Below are 17967 nucleotides of genomic sequence, written 5' to 3'. Positions count from 1 at the left end.
GTCGCCTGTTCTTCAGGGATCGAGAAGTGGCAATGAGCCCGAAGTGGTTCATGACGACGCGAGACTTCTTGCCGAGATCAATCGAACTCATACGGGTTCCGCCCCCTCGATGAACACGGCCCCGTGCTCTGCCTCCCGCTCAACAGCCGCCTGCCTGATCTTGGCGTTCCCCCACTGGCGAGCAAGGGCGCGGCCGGTCGGGCAGAAGGCGCTGTCGTCCGCCAACTCTCCACCGGCGGTACGGCACTGACGGTACCGCTGGGTGTGGCTGATAAACGTACGGTACGTCGTCTCGGGATCGATCATCGGTCCCCTCCGTGGAGACGAAGATCGCTGAGCTTCTCCGCGGGCAAGCGCGCACTCGGGGCCACGCGGATTTACGGATCTGTGGCGGAAGGGCAGGACGGATGCGAAGGGAGGGAGGGGCCGTCCGTGGGGTCACCCGGTGACGGGCGGCTCCTGCAGCACTGCGGTGGTCACCGGGACGGCGACGCGAACCGCCGGGCGTTCTCCAGGGCACGCTCATACCCCCGGAAACTATAGCCCGTGACGGTCACGAACCGGCGTCCTCGGACGTCATTGCCAGAACCGGCCAGCAGCGATTGTAATCCTGCTGGCGCAGGACCTCGACGCCGCGCTCAACTTCCTCGCGGGTCACCGGATCCACCGTAACGTAGAACCGGTTGACCGGTGCGAGTTCGTCAACGGCCGCCTGCCCCGGCCTGGCCAACGTCTGTGCGGACTGCATGGCTCTCCCCTCCCTGGGCTCGGGCTACCCCTTGCTGGTGCGGGCGGCTCCCACCGGCCACCGGGGATCAGTCTCGGGGGCCGTGAGGAGTCGCCCGCGGGCGAGAAGCCCGGGGGAGAGAGGAGAGCTGGAGCCGCCGATTGTCAAAGTCCGAGTGCCCTCTGAACGGCAGTGGTAGCGTACTGCTGAGGTGTCTGCGTGCGGGAGGCAACCAGCGGGGCAACGTGAGGCGGTACAGATTCGCGTTCTTGTGCGTCACAGCGAAACGATGGCAAAGCGTCCCGCCATTCGGAACCGATGATGTGGCACCCTTGATGAAGAAGTGAGAAATCGCGCTACCTTTACTCGGCAGGAATATGCTGGCTTTGCGCAACGTGTTCGTGATAGGTGGAAAAACTCCATACGATCGAGGGCACAGTCGGTGTCTCGGTTAGTCGTCCTTTACTGGAAGGAGATACATGAAACCGATGAGATACGTTGCGCGGCCCATGGGTCTTCGGAAGCGGATCGCTTTGATCGCGCACGACAATACAAAACACGACCTGTTAGAATGGGCGCGCTTCAATAAAGGCCTGCTGGCCGAGCACGAACTCTACGCGACGGGAACGACCGGTAGGCTGATCGAGGAGCAACTCGGCCTCACCGTGACGTGTCTGCAAAGTGGTCCGCTCGGCGGCGACCAGCAGACCGGCGCGCGAATCGCGGAGGGTGCCTTGGACTTCCTGATCTTCTTTTGGGACCCGCTGGAACCGCAGCCCCACGATCCAGACGTCAAGGCCCTACTGCGAATCGCCGTCGTGTGGAACATCCCGGTCGCCTGCAACCGAGCCTCTGCGGACTTCATCATCTCGTCGTCGCTCATGACCGAACCCTATGAGAGTCTGGTCCTCGATCATGGTGAGGCCCAGCAGGTGCGCATCAAAGAGTGGGGGCTTGCAGAGACACCTTCCCAGGGATAGTTGTCAATCACGTATGACTTCATGAAGCCGGGTGGGCGACAAAGGGAGCTGCTCCAATCCGTGGAGGGGGTCACGAACAGGCTTGCATCCCTCCCGCACCACCCTGCCCCGCCCAGCGCACGCGCAGCGTGCGCTGGGCGGTGCCAATCTCACAATCTCACTGAATGCCAGATGTCAGGATGGGGCATCGATCTCCCCACGTTCCCGCAGGCTCACGTGGCTGGACTCCCCGATGATGATGTGATCAAGCACGGGGATGCCAAGCAACGCACCTGCCTTCGTGAGTCGTCTTGTCAGGTGTAGATCGGCACTGCTCGGTGTGGGATCGCCCGACGGATGATTATGGCCGAGGATGACGGCTTTCGCCCCAGCCAAAACGGCCGCTCGAAAGACTTGCCGCGGGCCCGTCTGCGCGCTGTCGAGCGTGCCCACGCCTGCAATGTGAACGCCGATGACGTGGTGTTTGGCATCTACGAGCAACACGGCGAACGCTTCACGGTCGTAGTCCCCGATGATCTGGTGCAGAACCACCGCGGCGTCAGCGGGCCCGCAGATGGAACGCGTCTCCGACTTGACCGTGCCGTCACGAACGAGCGCGACGCGAACGACAGGGACCCTGTACACTCGTAAGTCCTCTGACTTGAGCGCTTATCGTTTCGCGGTGTCAAGAGCGTCGATTATTTCGTCCACCCGGTGCGTGGCCATGCGGAACCACAGCATCCTGGGAGGCGCAGGCCATAGGCTCGCCGTAGACGCGGCGCATCTCTTGCACCCGAGGAGATAGACGAAAGAATACGTGCTCCGCAAGATCAAGCACATCGATGTCGAATTTCATGGTGCCATCTTGGCACCGACTGCAGGTCAACGCCGCGACGGGCAGCGCACTGGAAGCCCACCGACTCGGTCGGCTTCATCGGTGCAGTACCCGCACTCGCACGCCGGTTGGTCGAACTCAGACAACACGCCGAGCGCGCCGCACGACGGACAGTAGTCGGTCGGATCCTCCGCCCCGTGACCGAACGCTTCGCAGAACCTGTTGGCGTCGACTGCGGGCACGGCGAACTCGTTGAACGGCTCGCCGAAGCACTCGCACGCCTGGTTTTCACAGAAGACGGCAAATGGAACCCTAGCGCAGGTAGTCCCCACGGCTCGTCCTCCTAGGCGTTTCGTCACGTTCCAGCCCTGGTCGCGCGAGGCCGACCATTGTCCGGCGCCCGCCGGAGTGTCAGCGCGACCGCTCGTCCAACAACCGCTGCATCCCAGGAATGACCGCGCGAGGCATGGAGTTGTCCAAGCCGCAGCCTTGGCAAGGTCGCGGCGCGTTGCACGGCGTATTACGAACCTTAGGTGCGCCGAACTGGAGGTATGATGCGATGCTGGCGAGCAACCGCATAAGCGATCTGATCCGTTCGTACGCTGAGGGGCCGCGCCTGCTGGAGGCCGCGGTGGCCGGCATTCCCTCCGAAGAGCTCCGGTTTACTCCGGCGCCCGAGCACTGGAGCATTCACGAAAACGTCGTCCACGTAGCCGACACCGACCTCGTCGCGGCGGCCCGGATGCGGTATGTCCTCGCTCAACCCGGGTCCACGCTGGTCTCGTTCGATCAGAACAAGTGGGCGCGGGTGCTGGACTACCGGTCACAATCCATGGAAGGGGCGCTCGCGCTCCTCCGCGCCGTCCGGGCCATGACCAGCGAGATGCTGACGCGTGCGCCTGTCGAGGCGTGGGAGCAAGTTGGGATCAATACGGAGGCGGGACCGCAGACGCTCGAGTGGCTGGTCGAGCACTTCGCCGGCCACGTGCATTATCATCTGCGCACGATCGCAAAGCGTCGGTCGCAATACGCCGAAACGAGACGTTAATTTGCTGGTGGCCGACGTAGGTTTTGCGAGGCGCAGGTGCGCCAACGGGGTCGGCGCAGTCCTGCGGGATCAGGGCGAAGACGCATCGGTCCTGGAGCCGTCGATGATCGCCTGACGTCTCCGGCGCGGAGCGCCGCTGATACCTGAGCATTTGGCTCAGCGGGCGTTCGGCCCCTCGAGCGGGGCTCGAATTACACCTGCCGGTTGTTTAACAGCTAGATATTCTCGCTTTGAGCGATTAGCAAAGTCTATTTCGAACCCGTATCAGGAGGAGAACTGTGAGCGTGCAGTAGTGGCGAAAGGCGTGGAGTTACTCGTCGCGCGCCAGCCGCCGAAGTAGGCGTGTGCGTTGTCGCGGTATTTCCGCTCAAGATCACTCCCGAGGAGATTGCCTACGATACCGGTGAGGGCATTCAGGTTTCTCTCGGTCCGCCGCTGCGCGTTCGCGAGTTCTTCCAGACGTTCTTCGGTTCGCCGCTGGGCTTCGGCAAGCTGGCGCACTTCCCGGGTAAGCGCACGCAGCTCGGCCTGGGTCGCCTCATGGGCCTCGGCGAGGCGCTCCAGAGCGGCTTGGACGGGATCAACCCGTATTTTGCGCGGATTTGAGGATGGCTTCGGCATGACCGTGCTCATTGTCGCATGCGCCCGATCCGAGCGTCAATGCAAACGACCGTCGTACACCGCCGTACCGTTCCGGCGCGGAGCGCCGTGCGATGGGAGGGTCGGGCCTGGGGGCACTGGGCGCGGACTTCTTCTTCATAGGCCGCGGTCATGTCCATCGCGACGGCGTGCAGCCGCGCGCGTCTCTCAGGGCCCAGCAGCTCGAAGAACGGGCGGACGTCCTCTCGCCCTCGACCCTCGCCCACCCACAGGACGCGCTTGCGTGCGGGCTCCAGGATCACCGGCGCATACCGATGGCTGCGGCGCACCGCAAACTCGTCCATCGCGATGGCCTCGATCGTCGAGAGATCCACGGGGAGCAGCCGGTCTGCCAGCGCGGCCGCGTCCAGCGTCTTGACGGTATCCCAGTCGAGCGCGTAGAAGTCGGCGACGTGCTGAATGGGCAGCACCCGGCACAGCCGGACGACGCTTTCGGCCAGCCGGCTCGTGACGCGCGCCCACGGCGACAGCCACGACAGCGCTTCGAGCTTCGGACCGCACGTGGGACACGCGACACGGTAGCGCGGGACCCAGACGTAGGTATCGGCATCGAGGATTGGCAGATCTCGCACGCACCGCACGGTGACCTCATGAACCTGGCGGGTCGCCTGCCCACATTCCGAGCATCAGTAGGTGGGGGCGTCGCGAACCAGCACAATCTCGACCCGCGGCCGCTGCTCAGGACTTGCTGGCTCGCTTCGCTCGCGCGCCTTCAGACGATACCCTTCCCATCCGACCAGGACATTGGTACAGTGAGCCTGAGGCAAGGTGCTTCCCCTCCCTTGAGACCGCGCGTCGCAGCACGGGCTCAAGGATCCGGTGGGGTACCTTGCCCTCAACGTCTGACTATGCGGCTATCCCGGTTTCACCGGAAGAACCAACCCTCACCGCATATTCGTGTGGACAGGTCCGTGGCCGTCATCTCTCTGCCAAAGGGCCCTCAACTACGGAGCTTCTGGCACAGCTGCAATGCGATCGGTTTCAACAGCTTCGTCGCCGGTCAGAAGGTCCTTGAACACGACGACGTTCCGGTGACCCCCCGCAGCCGACGGTACGATGAGCGCATTGAAGCCGGCACGACGGGCGGCGAGCGCGATGTCTTGCGGAAGAAGCCAATCCATAGACACCAAAGACGCTTGACTGATCCCGAGTTTGTCGAGCGTGGAGGCGTCCGTCAGATCAAGGGCCTTCCGTACGCGCACGCGGATATGCGCGTGCCAGTACCGTGGGCGGATCCCAACGCGACGTTGCATTTCAGCCCGGCACGCAGTGTCGGTGTCGGAGAGGTACAGGGCACCAAACTCGCCACGAGGATTGTAGCGGCCGCCGTGCTCAAGCGCTCCTCGGTCGCTGTCGGCGTCCTCCCTGTGGGACTCCGCAATGAAACGGTGCCAAACGCCCTCAACCTTTCGAGGGCGTACATCGGCCATCGCCGCCTCCAGGCGGCTGATGCGGTCAGCGGGCATAGCGGGTTAAGCTGGGATCCCGTGCACGATCCGGCCCAGGAGATCGTAGACCTCGCGGGCACCGAATGGTGGATCGTCGAGCATGATTTGGCGGGGCGTCTTACCGTGCAAGTCAGGTTGCGGGGAGTTGAGGAACGCCTGCTGCTCTTCGGCCGTCGGCGCAACTTCCTGGAGCATGCGGGCAATTTGGATGAAGTAGCGCGCCGTCTGAGCGTGCACAGCCCGCACCCGCCACTGGCGGCTTTCCCATCGAGACACGGTTTCAGCCCGGACCCGCCCAAGCGCGTGCCCGGCCTCAGCCTGAGTAAGACCGAGCACCGTACGGGCTTTTCGGAGCTTCTGCGGCGCAATCGTCGCTGTGGCCGTACTCATCGCAACCTCCTCAAACACCATCTTGACATATATCAAGGCGCCCTGCAACCCTTTGTCTACGCCGCTGGTTCGTATCAGGCCGGCGGGGAAAGGGCATTGCTGAGGGCCGCGCCGTTCTCTGACCCCCAGAGATCGATGACCGGGATACCGAGTCCCCGCGCAATTCGAATACCCTGGCCGGTCCCACCACCCTGGGCCGAGTCCTTCGCGGCCGCCATCACCGCAGCCGCATTGGCCACGATCCCGAAATTGCGGGCGTGCAGGGCGAACATGCCGCAGGTCAGCCGCTCTGGCGCCGGATCATAGGTCCGTAGGCTTTCGGTCCACGCGCGATCCAGGCGAGGATCGTACACTTCGACGCTCACGCGCTCATAGTATTGCGACCGGACCGAGCGCACCCACGTCTGCTCGTAGGTAAGCCACGGGAGGACAAGGTGGACACTACCCCCGGCCGCAAGCGCGGCGGACGCCGCCGCCTGGTCGGCGCCACCCGCAGCACCGCTCACGATCAGCACGCGCCGCTCAGCTAGCAACGCCGCGGCCTGGGCGAACAGAGTCCGTATGGACGAATACCGACAATGCTCATCCAGAGCAGAGTGGCAATCAGCCAAGACCAGAACGAGCGCGAGAGCGGTGGTGATGTAATGGTCGCAAACGCGCCCCAGAAAACCGTGGCGGAGAGGAGCGATACCGGCGCGCGGATATTGTACTGAAAATACCCTCAGCGCAGGATCATATGGCCCGTCGCAAACAAGACGAGGCCGAGGAGCAGCAGGAACAGGAGCATGGTGTGCTTCCTCCTTTCCTCCACAGTTCTTCCGCCGCGTTCCCGCACGTGCGCGGGGTTCACACATTCGGTGATACCTCGAACGCGCGAGACCTAAACAAGTTTAATCGAAGATTGAGGCGGTGCGACTGGGGGACGAAACGCGGGCGCGCATCCAAAGAACGCGCCGCCCAACGGTGGTAGTGCAAGTTGCCGACAGGTCGGCCTGAGCGGCCGGGTGGCAGCGATCGAGGTGCTGCTTGGCCCCATGGCCGAGCTCACGCCGGCGCGGGCGATGATCCGGACGTCCCGCCCGAGCGCCCTGTACACGCTCATGGAGCAGAGTATCGACGCCGGGTGTCCAACGATGGAGCGCGCACTGGTCGAGCTGGTGCGACTGGGCAAGATCAGCGAAGAGACGGCCCGTGAGGCCGCGGTGCGGCGCGACGGGTTTGATCGCCTGATACGGGCCACGGGAGCCGGCCGGTGAGGCGTCGGCGGGCCTCGACGCTCGCGGAGGCGCTTGTGGCGGCCGTCATCCTGGCGGTCGTGGGCGGCATGCTCGTCGTGGCGCTCGCGCAGGCCACCCAGGCCGGGCAGCGCGCCATGCTGGGCGCGCAGGCGCGGCGCCTCATGCAGCAGGAGCCCGAGCAGGTCCGCAGCGGCCGCGGGATTCCTGTAAACGGCACAACGTGGCACGGACTCGCCTCCGGGGCTGGTTCATCCGATCGTTCACGGCAGCACGGTTTTGCTCGTGCCGGTGCGTGAGGGAAGCACCGTGGTGGCGCTCGGCCTCGGAGACGGGCTAAGCGCCAAACTTGCAGTGTCAATCGGCACCGAAGCGGGAATCCGGCTGATTTCACTCAGCGGCTCCGCTGTGAGGGCTGCGAGCGCTGCGCCGACCCACACGCAGGCGCCCCTCAGACAGCCCGATCCGACGCTGGCGTCGCCAGCGGATGTAGCCGATCCCCCAGGGAACGCTGTGGGCAGTTTCATTGCCACACTATCTCCCGATCAGCGACAAGCCGTGTTGGACTACCTGCGGTCCCGTCGTTGGTGTCACTGAGCACGCTGGTCCGGATGCTCAATGCGGCGCAGCAGCACATGCTTGTTGACGTGCTAGCCAGTCACGATGCGGTGACCGCAGGCGCGCCACGGACGCCTCAACAGGCGCCGTCGCTCGCCGCAGCGCCGCCTCAACCAGCGCATGGGACCGCGCCCCCAACACTGGCGCAGGTCGATCTCGGCGTTACCGTGAGTGCACCGGCGGGGATCGCCGTCCACGTGATCCCTATGGTGACGGGGAGCCTTCTGTACCTCAGTTACGTCCTCCAGAACAACACGAATGGCACCCTGCATGCTGATCCGCACGAGGTGCAGGCTACAGGTGGACAGCCTATTGATGTTCGGCAGATGGACCCCGGCGCGCCAGGGATGATCGCGGTGGGCAGTGTGGAGATGGGGGTCATCCGACTGTCGTCGCTTCGCGATCGTGTCAGCGTAACGTGGCGGCTCCGGAACGATGCGGGAGACGTTGTGCCGGTGGGAATCCTCGTGACGAGTCCACGTTAGAGACCAATGAGTAGCCGCCCCGATGCCATTTGGTCAATCGTAATTGACAGTTTCCATTCCCGCACGCCGGCGACATGATCGTTCGGCGGCCTCTATTATACGCAAGGCATCCAGTGCCTCGGTTAGCGTCGAGAGCGGTTGCTTTCCTTCAGCGACACAGCGGTCAATAAAGTGATCAATCTCGTTGCGGAATCCTTCCTCATAGCAGGGGAGTCCCCATCCGGGCCCGCGGTCGTCTTGAACCTGCGCTTCGTTCCACGTGTAAGTGAGGGCTCCCTTCGTTCCAAGGACTTTATACACGACGGTCCAGGGATCGTGAGCAAGGTCTTTGGCGGCGAAACTGCACCACAAGTTTGCTATGGCGCCGTTCGGCATGTCGCACACGATCATGACCTGGTCTTCGCAGGTTAACCGCCGATAGTGCACTTTGGAGGCCGTTGCCATCAACCGCCGCGGCCGCCCGAGGAGATAGAGCAAGGAGTATGCGTGGTGGACGCAGACCGCCCGCAAGACGCCGCCGTAACGGCTGGCTACCGCCTCGGGGTGATAGACATTGTATAGTATCCACAGGCTGGATATCCGGCCAAACCTGCCCTCGTCGATCAGGCGTCGGGCGCGTTGCAACGAGGCATTATAAATGTAATTATGCGCGGGCATGCAAATCCGATCCGCTCTTTTTGCCGCTGATTGCAGTCGCTTAATATCCGCAGCCCGCCAGGCGACGGGCTTCTCCACCAAAACGTGTTTCCCCGCCCGGAGGCTCTTGAGTGCCGCCTCGACGTGGCCTTCAGGCGGTGTCAGGATGTGCACCGCGCTTACCGCGGCATCTTGTAGCGCATCGTCGATGCTCCGAAGAGTTTTTCCGCCGAACTGTTTGGCAACGTTCCGGGCGCGCGCAACCTTTGGATCGTATACGCCGAGGAGCTCTGCGTTCGGTTTCGCGGCGATGGCCCGCCCATGCATTTCCGCCACAATTCCTGCGCCGATAAAGGCCACACCAATTTTTCGATCGCGAACTGGCGCACCTCCCAGACTTGGACTAACGGATCCCGTAAAATCGCGCGGCATTGGACCCAAAGACTTTTCCTTCGCGGGCTTTGTCCAAGACAGGCGCCAAGATCGTTGAAACGACCTCAATCACCTGATCGTATGTTCCGGCCTGCAGGCAAACAGGCCAGTCGCTTCCGAACAGTACACGTTCCGCGCCGAAACATTCCATCACGTGTTCCACGTATGGCCGGATGTGCTCGGGCGTCCACGCCGTGTGATCTGCTTCCGTAATCATTCCGGAGAGTTTACAGTACACGTTCTCATGCTGCGCGACCTCACCGAGGAGCGACTTCCAGGGCTCCATCTTTTGCGCCCTTATCTCGGGTTTGGAAATGTGGTCGATCACCGCTCGTACATTCGGCACCTTGTCGAGAACCCGGAGGACGTAAGGCAAATGGCGCACATAGGTGAGGAAGTCAAAGGTCAAGCCGCGCTCGGCCACCAGCTTAAGGGATCTGACAACGGCGGGTTTTAGAACGTAATCGTCTTCCGCAAGATCCTGGAGCATGGGCCGAAGCCCGATAAATTTCCGCTTCTCGCAGTACTTCGCGAGCTGATCGGGAAAATCAGTCCCTTCCATGTCCAGCCACCCTACGACTCCGCCTACGAAGTCGTGGCGGTGCGCCAGGCCGAGTAAAAAATCGGTCTCCGAAACCGTGGGAGCCGCTTGGACCAGAATTGTCTTGTCGATATTATTGCTGGTGAGATGCGGCTTCAGGTCCTCAGGGTAATAATCCCTGTACAATACCGGGACCGCCGGCGACATCCAGTAATAGTCCCCCCGACTCACCTGCCAGAAATGCTGGTGACTGTCGATCCTCATGCGGTTTACCTTGTAGCTTGCGCGTGTGTCCGCATCTGCGTCACGGTTGGGTGAGCCCCCAGCGCTCCACCGTCCGCATTTCCCAGGGCTTGAGCAGCAGACGATCCATGAACAACCAGACCACTCCAACGGCAAAAATGCCAACCAGCATCGTCGCGGTGTCGAAGTACCGCGCAGCATTGAGGATCATATAGCCAAGCCCCGTCCCCGACGATCCGACAATCTCCGCCACGACAAGGGCGCGCCAGCCGAACGCCATCCCGGTGCGGAGGCCGCCCAGAATGTTCACCAGTGCCCCGGGCAGAATAACGTGCCAGAAAACATCCCGGGGCCCTCCGCCCAGCGTCCGGACCGCTCGAATGAGATGCTGCGGAATGGTTAGCGCGCCCGTGACCGTATTGAACAGCACGATGAAGAACACGTTATTCGCCACAACGAAGATCACGGCGCTTGGACCGAACCCGAACCAGATGATCGCCAGCGGGATCCAGGCGATACCGGCTACCGAGTTGAAGAACGTCACGAGGGGTCGTAAGAACGAGGCGACGTACCGGTTGGTTGCGATCCCCAGCCCAAGGGGAATCGCCAATCCCGCGCCGATGGCAAACGCAAGAATAAGCCGCCAGAAACTCACCCACGCATTGGCTGACAATTGCCCGCTGGTCAGGAGATGCCAGCCGACCTGCCCCACCATCTGCGGTGGTGGCAGTTTATAGGAAGGTATGGCCGCAACTTGCGTCACGAGCACCCACACCGCGATGCTACCCGTCACGGCCAGCACTGCCGGCCTCTGGCGGACCGCCTCGCATGCTCGTGTGCCCAAACGAGAAATCACCCTATCCCCACTCCGTCGTGGTGACCATTCCCCACCGTTCCACCGTGGCTTGTTCGATCGGTTTCAAGTAAAGGCGATCGAGCCCTAGCCAGAGTAGGCCCAATATCGCCATGGTGACGATGATTCTGCTGGTAACCCCTTGCTGGCGGGCGTAGAAGAGAAGGTATCCAAGACCCGAATGGGCTGCAATCAACTCCGCACCAATGAGCGCACGGAACGCAAATCCCGCCCCAAGCCGGATGCCCGTCACAATGTCTGGAAGCGCACCTGGGAGCATTACCTCCCGGGCGAGAAACCATCGCTTTGCGCCGAGTACACGGACGGCGTTCACTGTGAGCGGTGGAATGCGACGTACGCCCTGAATCGTACTGTAGGTCACCAAGAAGGTGACGACATACGCAATACTGACGACGATCGTCGTCAGGCCATAGCCGAACCACAGCACGAAAATGGGAATCCAGGCCAATTCCACAATCGACTGGAAAAAATTCAGGATCGGCGTCAACATCGCGGACACAAAACGGTTGGTGACGATCACTAAACCCAGCGGAATCCCGATGAGGATTCCGATCACGCACCCAATAGTGTAGCGATACATGCTGTCGACGGTGTAGGAAAGGAGGATGCCATTTTTGATCAAGTCTCCGCCGGCGATCACGACCGACTCCGGAGACGGATAGAGATAGCCGGGGAGCCCGAGCCACATGACCGACACTTGCCACGCCGCAATCAACACGGCGAAGGGGAACAACGTTGCCACCAGCCGCATGATCGGAAGCACAGCGAAGCCGAGCCACGACGCGTGACGCGGAGGCCGATTCGGATATGTGCTTGTGTTAGCCAGCGCCACGGCCGTTCGCCTCGCTTGGCTCCTTCTGAACCTCGCTGCGGACCGTACGCGCGATGCGATCGCGGAGGCTCGCAAGACGCGCGTGTGAGATATGCCGCAGCGACCGATCGGTGTCGATGTCCACAGCTTCTTTGAGCCGGGCCGGCCGCCCGCTCAGGATGACTACGCGATCGGCCAGGAAGGTCGCTTCCTCCACGGAGTGGGTGACGAAGACGATCGTTTGACGTGTCGCTTGCCAGATGCGGACGAGTTCCTCCTGCAACGTTTGTCGAGTCTGCGCGTCCACCGCCGCGAAGGGTTCATCCATCAACATGACCTTCGGCTTGGTGACGAGCGTCCGGGCGACGGCGACACGCTGTTTCATTCCGCCGGAGAGCTCGTGCGGGTATTTGTTTTCAAACCCAGATAATCCCACGAGATCGATGACATCAGCGATGCGCAGCGCCTGCTCCCGGCGCGGGACTCTTTGGAGACGTAGGCCCAACCCGACGTTGTCACGGACTTGTTTCCAAGGCAGAAGCGCATACTCTTGAAAGACCATTCCACGGTCCGGCCCGGGCCCGCGAACCGGGGTCCCATCAACGAAGATCTTTCCGCTCGTGGGGCTGAGCAGTCCAGCGATGAGGTTCAGCAGAGTCGATTTGCCGCATCCGCTGGGCCCGAGGACGCAGACGAATTCGCCACTCGCCACGGCGAGGCTCAAATCCTGGACCGCGTCAATCTGTGTGCGTGTGTATGGATCGATGTATGAGTAGTTCAGGTCTTGAACGCAGATCTTCGGGGGGCACGCATCCGCATTGTCTGATGCCGTCCTCATTGGGGGTGTGTTTGGAGCGCGACCCGAGCGACCCAATAGTTCCGGGCGACCGCCCAGATATTGGCGGGGGAGACTTCGTCAAGATACACTCGGCGCCTTTCGACTCTCACAATATGCCCTTCACGCTGCAAATACGTGATGTGGAACGCTTCGATGCTGAAGTTCACGTCGACCACGATATCCTGCGGAGCAGCATGCGTCGCCAGCGCCGCGCGAAGCTGCGGGGTCATCCGCCTTGGCGCTTCAAGACGATTGAATAGACTCCAACCCAAGGCCGTCCCAACTATCACGACGGTCGCCAGCACACTGACGTGCCTCAGGGCCCCGAGCACTCGCCAACCTTGTCGCCGATTGATCATAACTTCGCGCTGTTTTCATTCCCTGAGCTGGTTTCGAGGTGCGATCGGAGGCAGATCGTCGAACAGCTGAGGAGAGTCCCGCTGTACCTGCAAGATGACGGACGCGTCGGTAAACTTGGCGATATCCACCGCGGCATGGAGGACACCCAATTTCACCAAAGCCGGGATGTAGTTCTTGTTGAACCCCTCAATCGTCAGCTTGGAAATCCGCATGTCGAACACAGGGTAGCGAATCGCCCGAGTCGCCACCTCGGAGTTGAGGCCTGTGATCCATCGCGTATCAACTTGCGCCGCTTTGTCCAAGTTGTGGCGCACCCACTGCTCGGTTTCGGCCTGCGCAGCAAGGACACGGACCAGCACATTGCGCTGTTGCGCCAGTTCTTGGCGTGTGGTGACGCCAATACCTGGACCGAACCAACTCGGCGCATGACCTTCGACCACTCGTACCGACCCCGGCACTTCCGCGAGCACCACCGTGGTCCATGGTTCGAAGAGCGCGGCGGCATCGATGGCCCCCTGTCTGAGCGCCACCGCCGCATCTGGCGGGGAGAGGTTGACCAGGGTGACCCCCTGGGGGCTGACGCCGGCTCCGGCAAGCACACTGTCCAGATACGGCTGTGGGTCCGCCCCGAAGGGAACGCCGATTTTCTTACCCGCCAGACCCTTAAGATCGCCGACTCGCACCCCTGATTTGGCGCTTGCGACGATGCCTTGGTTGGCGCTGTATGACATCGAGTTCGGCGTACCGTGATTCACAACGATCAGCACAAGCGGGACACCCTTGCTGGCGCTTGCAACAAATGGCGTAGGTCCCACCATGCCGATCTGAATCTGGCCGGCCGCGAGCGCGTTCACGACCTCCACGCCAGTTGGATACACGGTCACCTTTACGTCAAGCCCGTGTTTTCGATATATCCCGTTATCGACGGACGCAAAGACACTCACTTCATCGACGGCCGCGACCACACCAATCGCCACCGGGGTGAACGTATTCTGTGCCGATGCGCCCCCGCCGTTCCCGGTGAGCATCGTGACCACCGCTGTGAAGATCAATACCACCACCCAGCGCCACGATCTCATTGTGCGTCCACCTCGTCCTCTCTTGACGTGAAGTCAATCACGATGGAGGCCCCTGTGTTTGCGTTGCGACCGATCCAAAGATCCCTTTTGCGATACTTGACTGTTCCGCGGCAGCCCGCTGCCGAAACACATCCGCCCGAATTGCCCAGACACGGCCGTCCCGTGGCGCTGCCAGCGCGGCCAACTCGGCCAAGTGGCCAGCAAGGCGCAGATCACCCGCGCCCGCGAGGGCGCGGGCCCTCTCCGCAAGTCGCAGCGGGCCGCCTGCGAGGCGGGCGATCTCTCGCGCGAGGTCCGCTTCGGACGCCGGCTTTAACGTGGCCGGGTTCCCATCCCACCAGCCGCCGTATAATCGCCAGATGTTGCGGACAATGAATTCCGGCTCATCGAGAATGGGGCGCAGGTACGGACGCCGAGTGAGGTGTTCGGGAGCCTTGACGCCGTGGATGATCTCGTCCAGACGCGAACCCTGGTTCATCAGCGCCAGCGCCTGCGTTTCCAACGACGTCAAGAGCTCCGCGGTCTCGGTCAAGGTCTGGCGGATCCGATCAGAACCGAGGACCGGCAGCCCGTGCCCGGGCAGCAACACCTCGGCGTCCAAGGCGCTCATCTCTTGCAGCGCCGCGGCCCAGTCGCCGGCGTACCGCTGCACTTTCTGCGGATTTCCCGCATTGGGAATTGCCCAGATGAAGAAGTCGGCAGAGCAGAGTACCTTCCGGACAGGCGCCCAAATCCAGGTGTGGTCATTTGTCTCGCCGCGACCGTGGTGAAGTTCAAACCGCTCGCCGCCGATCTCCAACGTAAGGGTGTCGCGATATGTCTGATCCGGGTATCGGTATTGGACGGGCCAGCGGATATTGGGATCTTGGAATTGGCGTTGATTGATCGTGGTGTTGTATCCGGTCGTCCGAAGATACCGGTCAAATCGGCGAGGCACGTCCTCATGTGCGACGAGTCGGGGCCGAGGCAGCCCTCGTGTTCTCGCTTCCTCGTCGAACAGAACAATACCCCATACGTGGTCAGGATGGCCGTGCGAGTAGATGATGGTGTGCACCGGTGCGGATGACCAAAGGCGAAGGGCCTCGTGAACCTTGCCGGCCCAGGGCTCGCTCCCGGTATCCACCAACACAAGTCCGGCGTCCGTTTCGAAGGCGCTGACGTTGCCGGCGGACGCGATAAATGCGGTCCGCGGAGCAACCTCTACCAACGTACCTAAGTGGAGAAAGGGGCTATTTTTCTCGATCGGCACATCTCCGCGCCAAAGCCGGTCTGCGAGTTCGATAAGATCTTCTCCGCTCATCACGGTGCCAACCTCGCGACGTTACACTTGACGTGCGTCAGATGGTCCACGAAACGCGTGACATTTGGTTCACGAGGTAGTGCCGCAATAAAAGGGGGGCAGGTCCAAGACGGCGGCGGCTGCGGAGTCATCGTGATCGAACCTTGTGTACGTGCACTAGACGCTCCGCGGCGATCGCGATGGCCTTCGCCCTGGCATCTGCAACCGGCTCCAGAAACTCCCCGAGCCTGCGTTCTGCACCGTCGATGTGCGTAACGATGGCCGCAGTCAGTACGTCTACATCTCTGTTTCGCAAGGCCTCGTAGATGCCACGGTGCTCAACCAGCGCCTCGGCATAGTCTACTTCTCCCCGGTTATAGTAAAGTCGGCCTGTTTGGACGTGTACGTTGAGAGAACGGTACACTTCCAGCAAGACCTGATTATCTGCCGCCGTGATCAGGTGCTCGTGAAACGCCCGATCATGCTGGCTGAACGGTCGGAAATCGCGAAAAGTCGGCCCCGGCGTGAGTTTGGCCATCGCCTCGAGTTCACGCTCCAGCCGTCGAAGATCCGCCAACGTTGCGCGCACAACCGCTTGCCGCCCGGCCTCGACCTCGAGCAACCGCCGCACGTGCATGAGTTCCGCAAGCTGTCGTTGGGTTGGAAGTGGCACAACGGAGTAGCCTCTGAAGGGCGAAGCCGTTGCAAGCCTTTCAGTCGCAAGCTGCTTCAGAGCCTCACGGATTGGGGTTTGGCTCACTCCCATTTCGGCGGCCAACCCGTCTATGTTGATCCGGGCACCGGGACGTAACTTCTGATCCATAATGCGACCCTTGAGTGCCTCATAGACAGGCTCCGCTAGCACCGTTCGCGATGCTGTTGCCTGAACCCGATTGTTGCCTCGCACAACCATCTCCCGGGTGATGCCAATCAAACAGTCCATGGCGCATATAGCATAGTGCTTAATCCTGTATGATTTTCAACTGGAGACTTCCATTTTGTCTTCTGAAACCCTTCCGTCAGAAACCGAACAGGAGCTGCGCGAATGGACGAAAGCGGCTACGCCGCTGGAGAACTAGTGTGCACGGTGAGTCCTGAAGCTCGTCGAAACATTGCCCAAGGAGCAAAGCCGAGTTGGGGACGCGCCGGGGGGCTGTCCGGTCGATGGCCATCCTTGCTCCGTCCCCGCATAGTGAGACGCCGCTCGTTCCGTTTTGCGCGTCCCCCGCACGCGCCGGGTCTCGAACTCGTGCACTACCCCAGCCTCACGCGGGGGTGGCGGGAGATTCCCGAGGTGTACACATGGTTCACGATCGCCAACCCCATGATATTCAGCCGAGCGCCCGCGGTGATGCACGGGGGCAGTCTTCATGGCGGCGGTGGGCAAGCAGGGAGTGCCGGAACAGCCTTGAAAATCCAAATCGAGACCGTTGGCGGAGCAAACCCTGCCGTTGATGCCGACGGCGTGAGCCAGTACGTCCCGGCGGCAGCGGAGTACGAGGCGCCGCTGCCCGATGCGTGTTGATAGGAGGGCTCCCCGATGATCGACGAGGAGCGGGCCGCGATGACCGGCCTCGTAGTGGAGTGGGACGAGGCCAGGCACCGCTGGGTCGCCGCGTGTGATGACCCGGCCGGCGAGGAACGGCTCGTTGTCAACGGGGTCACGCGCGAGCAGGCCGAGCGGTTGCTCGACGAGCGATGGCGCGCCCGGTTGGAAGGGCTCGACCGCGAAGCCGAAGACGACCGTACCTGACGAGTTGGGGAGGCGGCCTACGGCGCGTCGGCCTGGGGGCTCCGGGGTCCGTGCAACCCGGTCCAGCGAGTAACCGGTCCCACGAGCAACCCCTGACCGACCAGCGTCCAGACGACCAATCCGAGAATCGCCGCGGCGACCGCGTCGTGCCGAGGTAGCATCAGCGGAAGCGCGAGCACCAGGGCCACCGCGACGCCGCCGCGTAGTCCGCCCCAGACCAGGACGTGACGCCAGGGCATCGGGACCGGGGCGTCCGGCCGCGCCAGCACCCCCGCACAGACGTAGACGGCGAGCGCGCGCGCGCCGAGCGCAGCCACGACGACGATGGCGATCAGCCCCGCGTGGCGCGCGAGCAGCGACAGCGGTACCAGCAGGCCGACCAGCAAGAACAGCGCGGAGTTGGCGAGGAAGGCGACCACGTCCCACACGACGCGCACGGTCTCCTGTCCCGCGGGAGTGACGCGAACGCAACGCCCGCGGCGACCACGCCGATGACGCCGCTCGCGCGCATCGCCTCGGCCGCGACGTACGCCGCGGCCGCCGCCACCAAGCTGCGGATCGCTTCGACCACGGGTTCGGTGACCCCCCGGAGCGCGTAGGCGACGGCCGTTCCGACCAGGGCGCCCACGCCGGGCGCGGTGGCGCCGGCCAGGCCAAACAGGACGATCGCCACGGCGTCGTTGACGACCGCCTCGCCCTCGAGCACCGTGCCGAGG

The 17967-nt window shown here is 62.5% G+C and carries 25 protein-coding genes and 1 pseudogene; 7 read left to right on the top strand and 19 right to left on the bottom strand.

Going from position 1 to position 17967, the window contains the following annotated elements:
• Positions 1–87: 87 nt before the first annotated feature.
• The gene (locus VGZ23_00960) at positions 88–306 is read right to left on the bottom strand and encodes a hypothetical protein (GenBank protein ID HEV2356177.1); all 219 of its coding nucleotides are present in this window, start codon (positions 304–306) and stop codon (positions 88–90) included.
• A gap of 247 nt (positions 307–553) precedes the next feature.
• Positions 554–748: a hypothetical protein gene (locus tag VGZ23_00955; GenBank protein ID HEV2356176.1), complete on the bottom strand. Its 195-nt coding sequence runs from the start codon at positions 746–748 to the stop codon at positions 554–556.
• A gap of 458 nt (positions 749–1206) precedes the next feature.
• Here VGZ23_00955 and VGZ23_00950 point away from each other — a divergent pair, with 458 nt between their 5' ends.
• On the top strand, positions 1207–1707 hold the full coding sequence (locus VGZ23_00950) for a methylglyoxal synthase (protein ID HEV2356175.1): 501 nt from the start codon (positions 1207–1209) through the stop codon (positions 1705–1707).
• A 174-nt stretch (positions 1708–1881) separates the two neighbouring features.
• Here the strand turns inward: VGZ23_00950 and VGZ23_00945 are convergent, their stop codons facing one another.
• Positions 1882–2331 (bottom strand): JAB domain-containing protein, encoded by a 450-nt coding sequence (locus VGZ23_00945; GenBank protein HEV2356174.1) that lies wholly within the window; start codon positions 2329–2331, stop codon positions 1882–1884.
• 749 nt (positions 2332–3080) lie between these two features.
• Between VGZ23_00945 and VGZ23_00940 the strand changes: the two genes are divergently transcribed.
• Complete coding sequence (locus tag VGZ23_00940; protein ID HEV2356173.1) at positions 3081–3569, top strand: DinB family protein; 489 nt, start codon at positions 3081–3083, stop codon at positions 3567–3569.
• A 342-nt stretch (positions 3570–3911) separates the two neighbouring features.
• On the top strand, positions 3912–4175 hold the full coding sequence (locus tag VGZ23_00935; protein ID HEV2356172.1) for a hypothetical protein: 264 nt from the start codon (positions 3912–3914) through the stop codon (positions 4173–4175).
• Between the two features lie 23 nt (positions 4176–4198).
• Here VGZ23_00935 and VGZ23_00930 read toward each other — a convergent pair whose 3' ends face one another.
• From VGZ23_00930 to VGZ23_00910, 5 genes and pseudogenes are all read right to left on the bottom strand, one after another.
• The gene (locus VGZ23_00930) at positions 4199–4513 is read right to left on the bottom strand and encodes a transposase (GenBank protein ID HEV2356171.1); all 315 of its coding nucleotides are present in this window, start codon (positions 4511–4513) and stop codon (positions 4199–4201) included.
• 78 nt (positions 4514–4591) lie between these two features.
• Positions 4592–4843, bottom strand: a pseudogene (locus VGZ23_00925) (helix-turn-helix domain-containing protein).
• A 330-nt stretch (positions 4844–5173) separates the two neighbouring features.
• On the bottom strand, positions 5174–5659 hold the full coding sequence (locus VGZ23_00920) for an RES family NAD+ phosphorylase (protein HEV2356170.1): 486 nt from the start codon (positions 5657–5659) through the stop codon (positions 5174–5176).
• 42 nt (positions 5660–5701) lie between these two features.
• Positions 5702–6067: an antitoxin Xre/MbcA/ParS toxin-binding domain-containing protein gene (locus VGZ23_00915; protein ID HEV2356169.1), complete on the bottom strand. Its 366-nt coding sequence runs from the start codon at positions 6065–6067 to the stop codon at positions 5702–5704.
• Positions 6068–6141: 74 nt separating this feature from the next.
• Positions 6142–6582, bottom strand: a complete 441-nt coding sequence (locus VGZ23_00910) for a hypothetical protein (GenBank protein HEV2356168.1) — start codon at positions 6580–6582, stop codon at positions 6142–6144.
• Positions 6583–7071: 489 nt separating this feature from the next.
• On the opposite strand from VGZ23_00910, the gene VGZ23_00905 reads away from it, so the two are divergent.
• The 3 genes from VGZ23_00905 (at position 7072) to VGZ23_00895 (ending at position 8405) form a co-directional block, all read left to right on the top strand.
• Positions 7072–7323, top strand: coding sequence for a hypothetical protein (locus tag VGZ23_00905; GenBank protein ID HEV2356167.1), 252 nt, complete (start codon positions 7072–7074; stop codon positions 7321–7323).
• The gene (locus VGZ23_00900) at positions 7320–7601 is read left to right on the top strand and encodes a type II secretion system protein (GenBank protein HEV2356166.1); all 282 of its coding nucleotides are present in this window, start codon (positions 7320–7322) and stop codon (positions 7599–7601) included. The genes VGZ23_00905 and VGZ23_00900 overlap by 4 nt, the downstream gene beginning before the upstream one ends.
• Before the next feature lie 288 nt (positions 7602–7889).
• Positions 7890–8405, top strand: coding sequence for a hypothetical protein (locus VGZ23_00895; GenBank protein ID HEV2356165.1), 516 nt, complete (start codon positions 7890–7892; stop codon positions 8403–8405).
• 33 nt (positions 8406–8438) lie between these two features.
• Here VGZ23_00895 and VGZ23_00890 read toward each other — a convergent pair whose 3' ends face one another.
• The 9 genes from VGZ23_00890 to VGZ23_00850 form a co-directional block, all read right to left on the bottom strand.
• Positions 8439–9401, bottom strand: coding sequence for a Gfo/Idh/MocA family oxidoreductase (locus tag VGZ23_00890; protein HEV2356164.1), 963 nt, complete (start codon positions 9399–9401; stop codon positions 8439–8441).
• 43 nt (positions 9402–9444) lie between these two features.
• Positions 9445–10278, bottom strand: coding sequence for an amidohydrolase family protein (locus tag VGZ23_00885; GenBank protein ID HEV2356163.1), 834 nt, complete (start codon positions 10276–10278; stop codon positions 9445–9447).
• Positions 10279–10318: 40 nt separating this feature from the next.
• Positions 10319–11059, bottom strand: a complete 741-nt coding sequence (locus VGZ23_00880; GenBank protein ID HEV2356162.1) for an ABC transporter permease — start codon at positions 11057–11059, stop codon at positions 10319–10321.
• 55 nt (positions 11060–11114) lie between these two features.
• Complete coding sequence (locus VGZ23_00875; GenBank protein ID HEV2356161.1) at positions 11115–11963, bottom strand: ABC transporter permease; 849 nt, start codon at positions 11961–11963, stop codon at positions 11115–11117.
• Positions 11950–12666, bottom strand: coding sequence for an ABC transporter ATP-binding protein (locus tag VGZ23_00870; GenBank protein HEV2356160.1), 717 nt, complete (start codon positions 12664–12666; stop codon positions 11950–11952). Before VGZ23_00870 ends, VGZ23_00875 begins: the two co-directional genes overlap by 14 nt.
• Before the next feature lie 110 nt (positions 12667–12776).
• A complete protein-coding gene (locus VGZ23_00865) occupies positions 12777–13010 on the bottom strand; it encodes a hypothetical protein (protein ID HEV2356159.1) in 234 nt (77 codons plus the stop codon).
• Positions 13011–13154: 144 nt separating this feature from the next.
• Positions 13155–14219, bottom strand: coding sequence for an ABC transporter substrate-binding protein (locus VGZ23_00860; protein ID HEV2356158.1), 1065 nt, complete (start codon positions 14217–14219; stop codon positions 13155–13157).
• A 37-nt stretch (positions 14220–14256) separates the two neighbouring features.
• Positions 14257–15519 (bottom strand): alkyl sulfatase dimerization domain-containing protein, encoded by a 1263-nt coding sequence (locus VGZ23_00855; protein ID HEV2356157.1) that lies wholly within the window; start codon positions 15517–15519, stop codon positions 14257–14259.
• 127 nt (positions 15520–15646) lie between these two features.
• On the bottom strand, positions 15647–16411 hold the full coding sequence (locus tag VGZ23_00850) for a GntR family transcriptional regulator (protein ID HEV2356156.1): 765 nt from the start codon (positions 16409–16411) through the stop codon (positions 15647–15649).
• Positions 16412–17038: 627 nt separating this feature from the next.
• Here VGZ23_00850 and VGZ23_00845 point away from each other — a divergent pair.
• Positions 17039–17251, top strand: a complete 213-nt coding sequence (locus VGZ23_00845; GenBank protein HEV2356155.1) for a hypothetical protein — start codon at positions 17039–17041, stop codon at positions 17249–17251.
• Positions 17252–17268: 17 nt separating this feature from the next.
• On the opposite strand, the gene VGZ23_00840 is transcribed toward VGZ23_00845, so the two are convergent.
• Complete coding sequence (locus VGZ23_00840) at positions 17269–17679, bottom strand: cation:proton antiporter (protein HEV2356154.1); 411 nt, start codon at positions 17677–17679, stop codon at positions 17269–17271.
• Positions 17583–17967: hypothetical protein (locus VGZ23_00835; protein HEV2356153.1), on the bottom strand; the 385-nt coding region annotated here is incomplete at its 5' end. The genes VGZ23_00840 and VGZ23_00835, both read right to left, overlap by 97 nt.

The sequence above is a fragment of the bacterium genome, assembly GCA_035945995.1.
Taxonomy (GTDB): Bacteria; Sysuimicrobiota; Sysuimicrobiia; order Sysuimicrobiales; family Segetimicrobiaceae; genus DASSJF01.
This window is presented reverse-complemented; position numbering and strand designations above follow the sequence as displayed.

Coding starts and splice junctions, on each gene's coding strand:
- VGZ23_00960 (HEV2356177.1), bottom strand. CDS start 306: ATGATCGATCCCGAGACGACGTACCGTACGTTTATCAGCCACACCCAG.
- VGZ23_00955 (HEV2356176.1), bottom strand. CDS start 748: ATGCAGTCCGCACAGACGTTGGCCAGGCCGGGGCAGGCGGCCGTTGAC.
- VGZ23_00950 (HEV2356175.1), top strand. CDS start 1,207: ATGAAACCGATGAGATACGTTGCGCGGCCCATGGGTCTTCGGAAGCGG.
- VGZ23_00940 (HEV2356173.1), top strand. CDS start 3,081: ATGCTGGCGAGCAACCGCATAAGCGATCTGATCCGTTCGTACGCTGAG.
- VGZ23_00930 (HEV2356171.1), bottom strand. CDS start 4,513: ATGGACGAGTTTGCGGTGCGCCGCAGCCATCGGTATGCGCCGGTGATC.
- VGZ23_00920 (HEV2356170.1), bottom strand. CDS start 5,659: ATGGCCGATGTACGCCCTCGAAAGGTTGAGGGCGTTTGGCACCGTTTC.
- VGZ23_00915 (HEV2356169.1), bottom strand. CDS start 6,067: ATGAGTACGGCCACAGCGACGATTGCGCCGCAGAAGCTCCGAAAAGCC.
- VGZ23_00885 (HEV2356163.1), bottom strand. CDS start 10,278: ATGAGGATCGACAGTCACCAGCATTTCTGGCAGGTGAGTCGGGGGGAC.
- VGZ23_00865 (HEV2356159.1), bottom strand. CDS start 13,010: ATGACCCCGCAGCTTCGCGCGGCGCTGGCGACGCATGCTGCTCCGCAG.
- VGZ23_00860 (HEV2356158.1), bottom strand. CDS start 14,219: ATGAGATCGTGGCGCTGGGTGGTGGTATTGATCTTCACAGCGGTGGTC.
- VGZ23_00855 (HEV2356157.1), bottom strand. CDS start 15,519: ATGAGCGGAGAAGATCTTATCGAACTCGCAGACCGGCTTTGGCGCGGA.
- VGZ23_00850 (HEV2356156.1), bottom strand. CDS start 16,411: ATGGTTGTGCGAGGCAACAATCGGGTTCAGGCAACAGCATCGCGAACG.
- VGZ23_00845 (HEV2356155.1), top strand. CDS start 17,039: ATGATCGACGAGGAGCGGGCCGCGATGACCGGCCTCGTAGTGGAGTGG.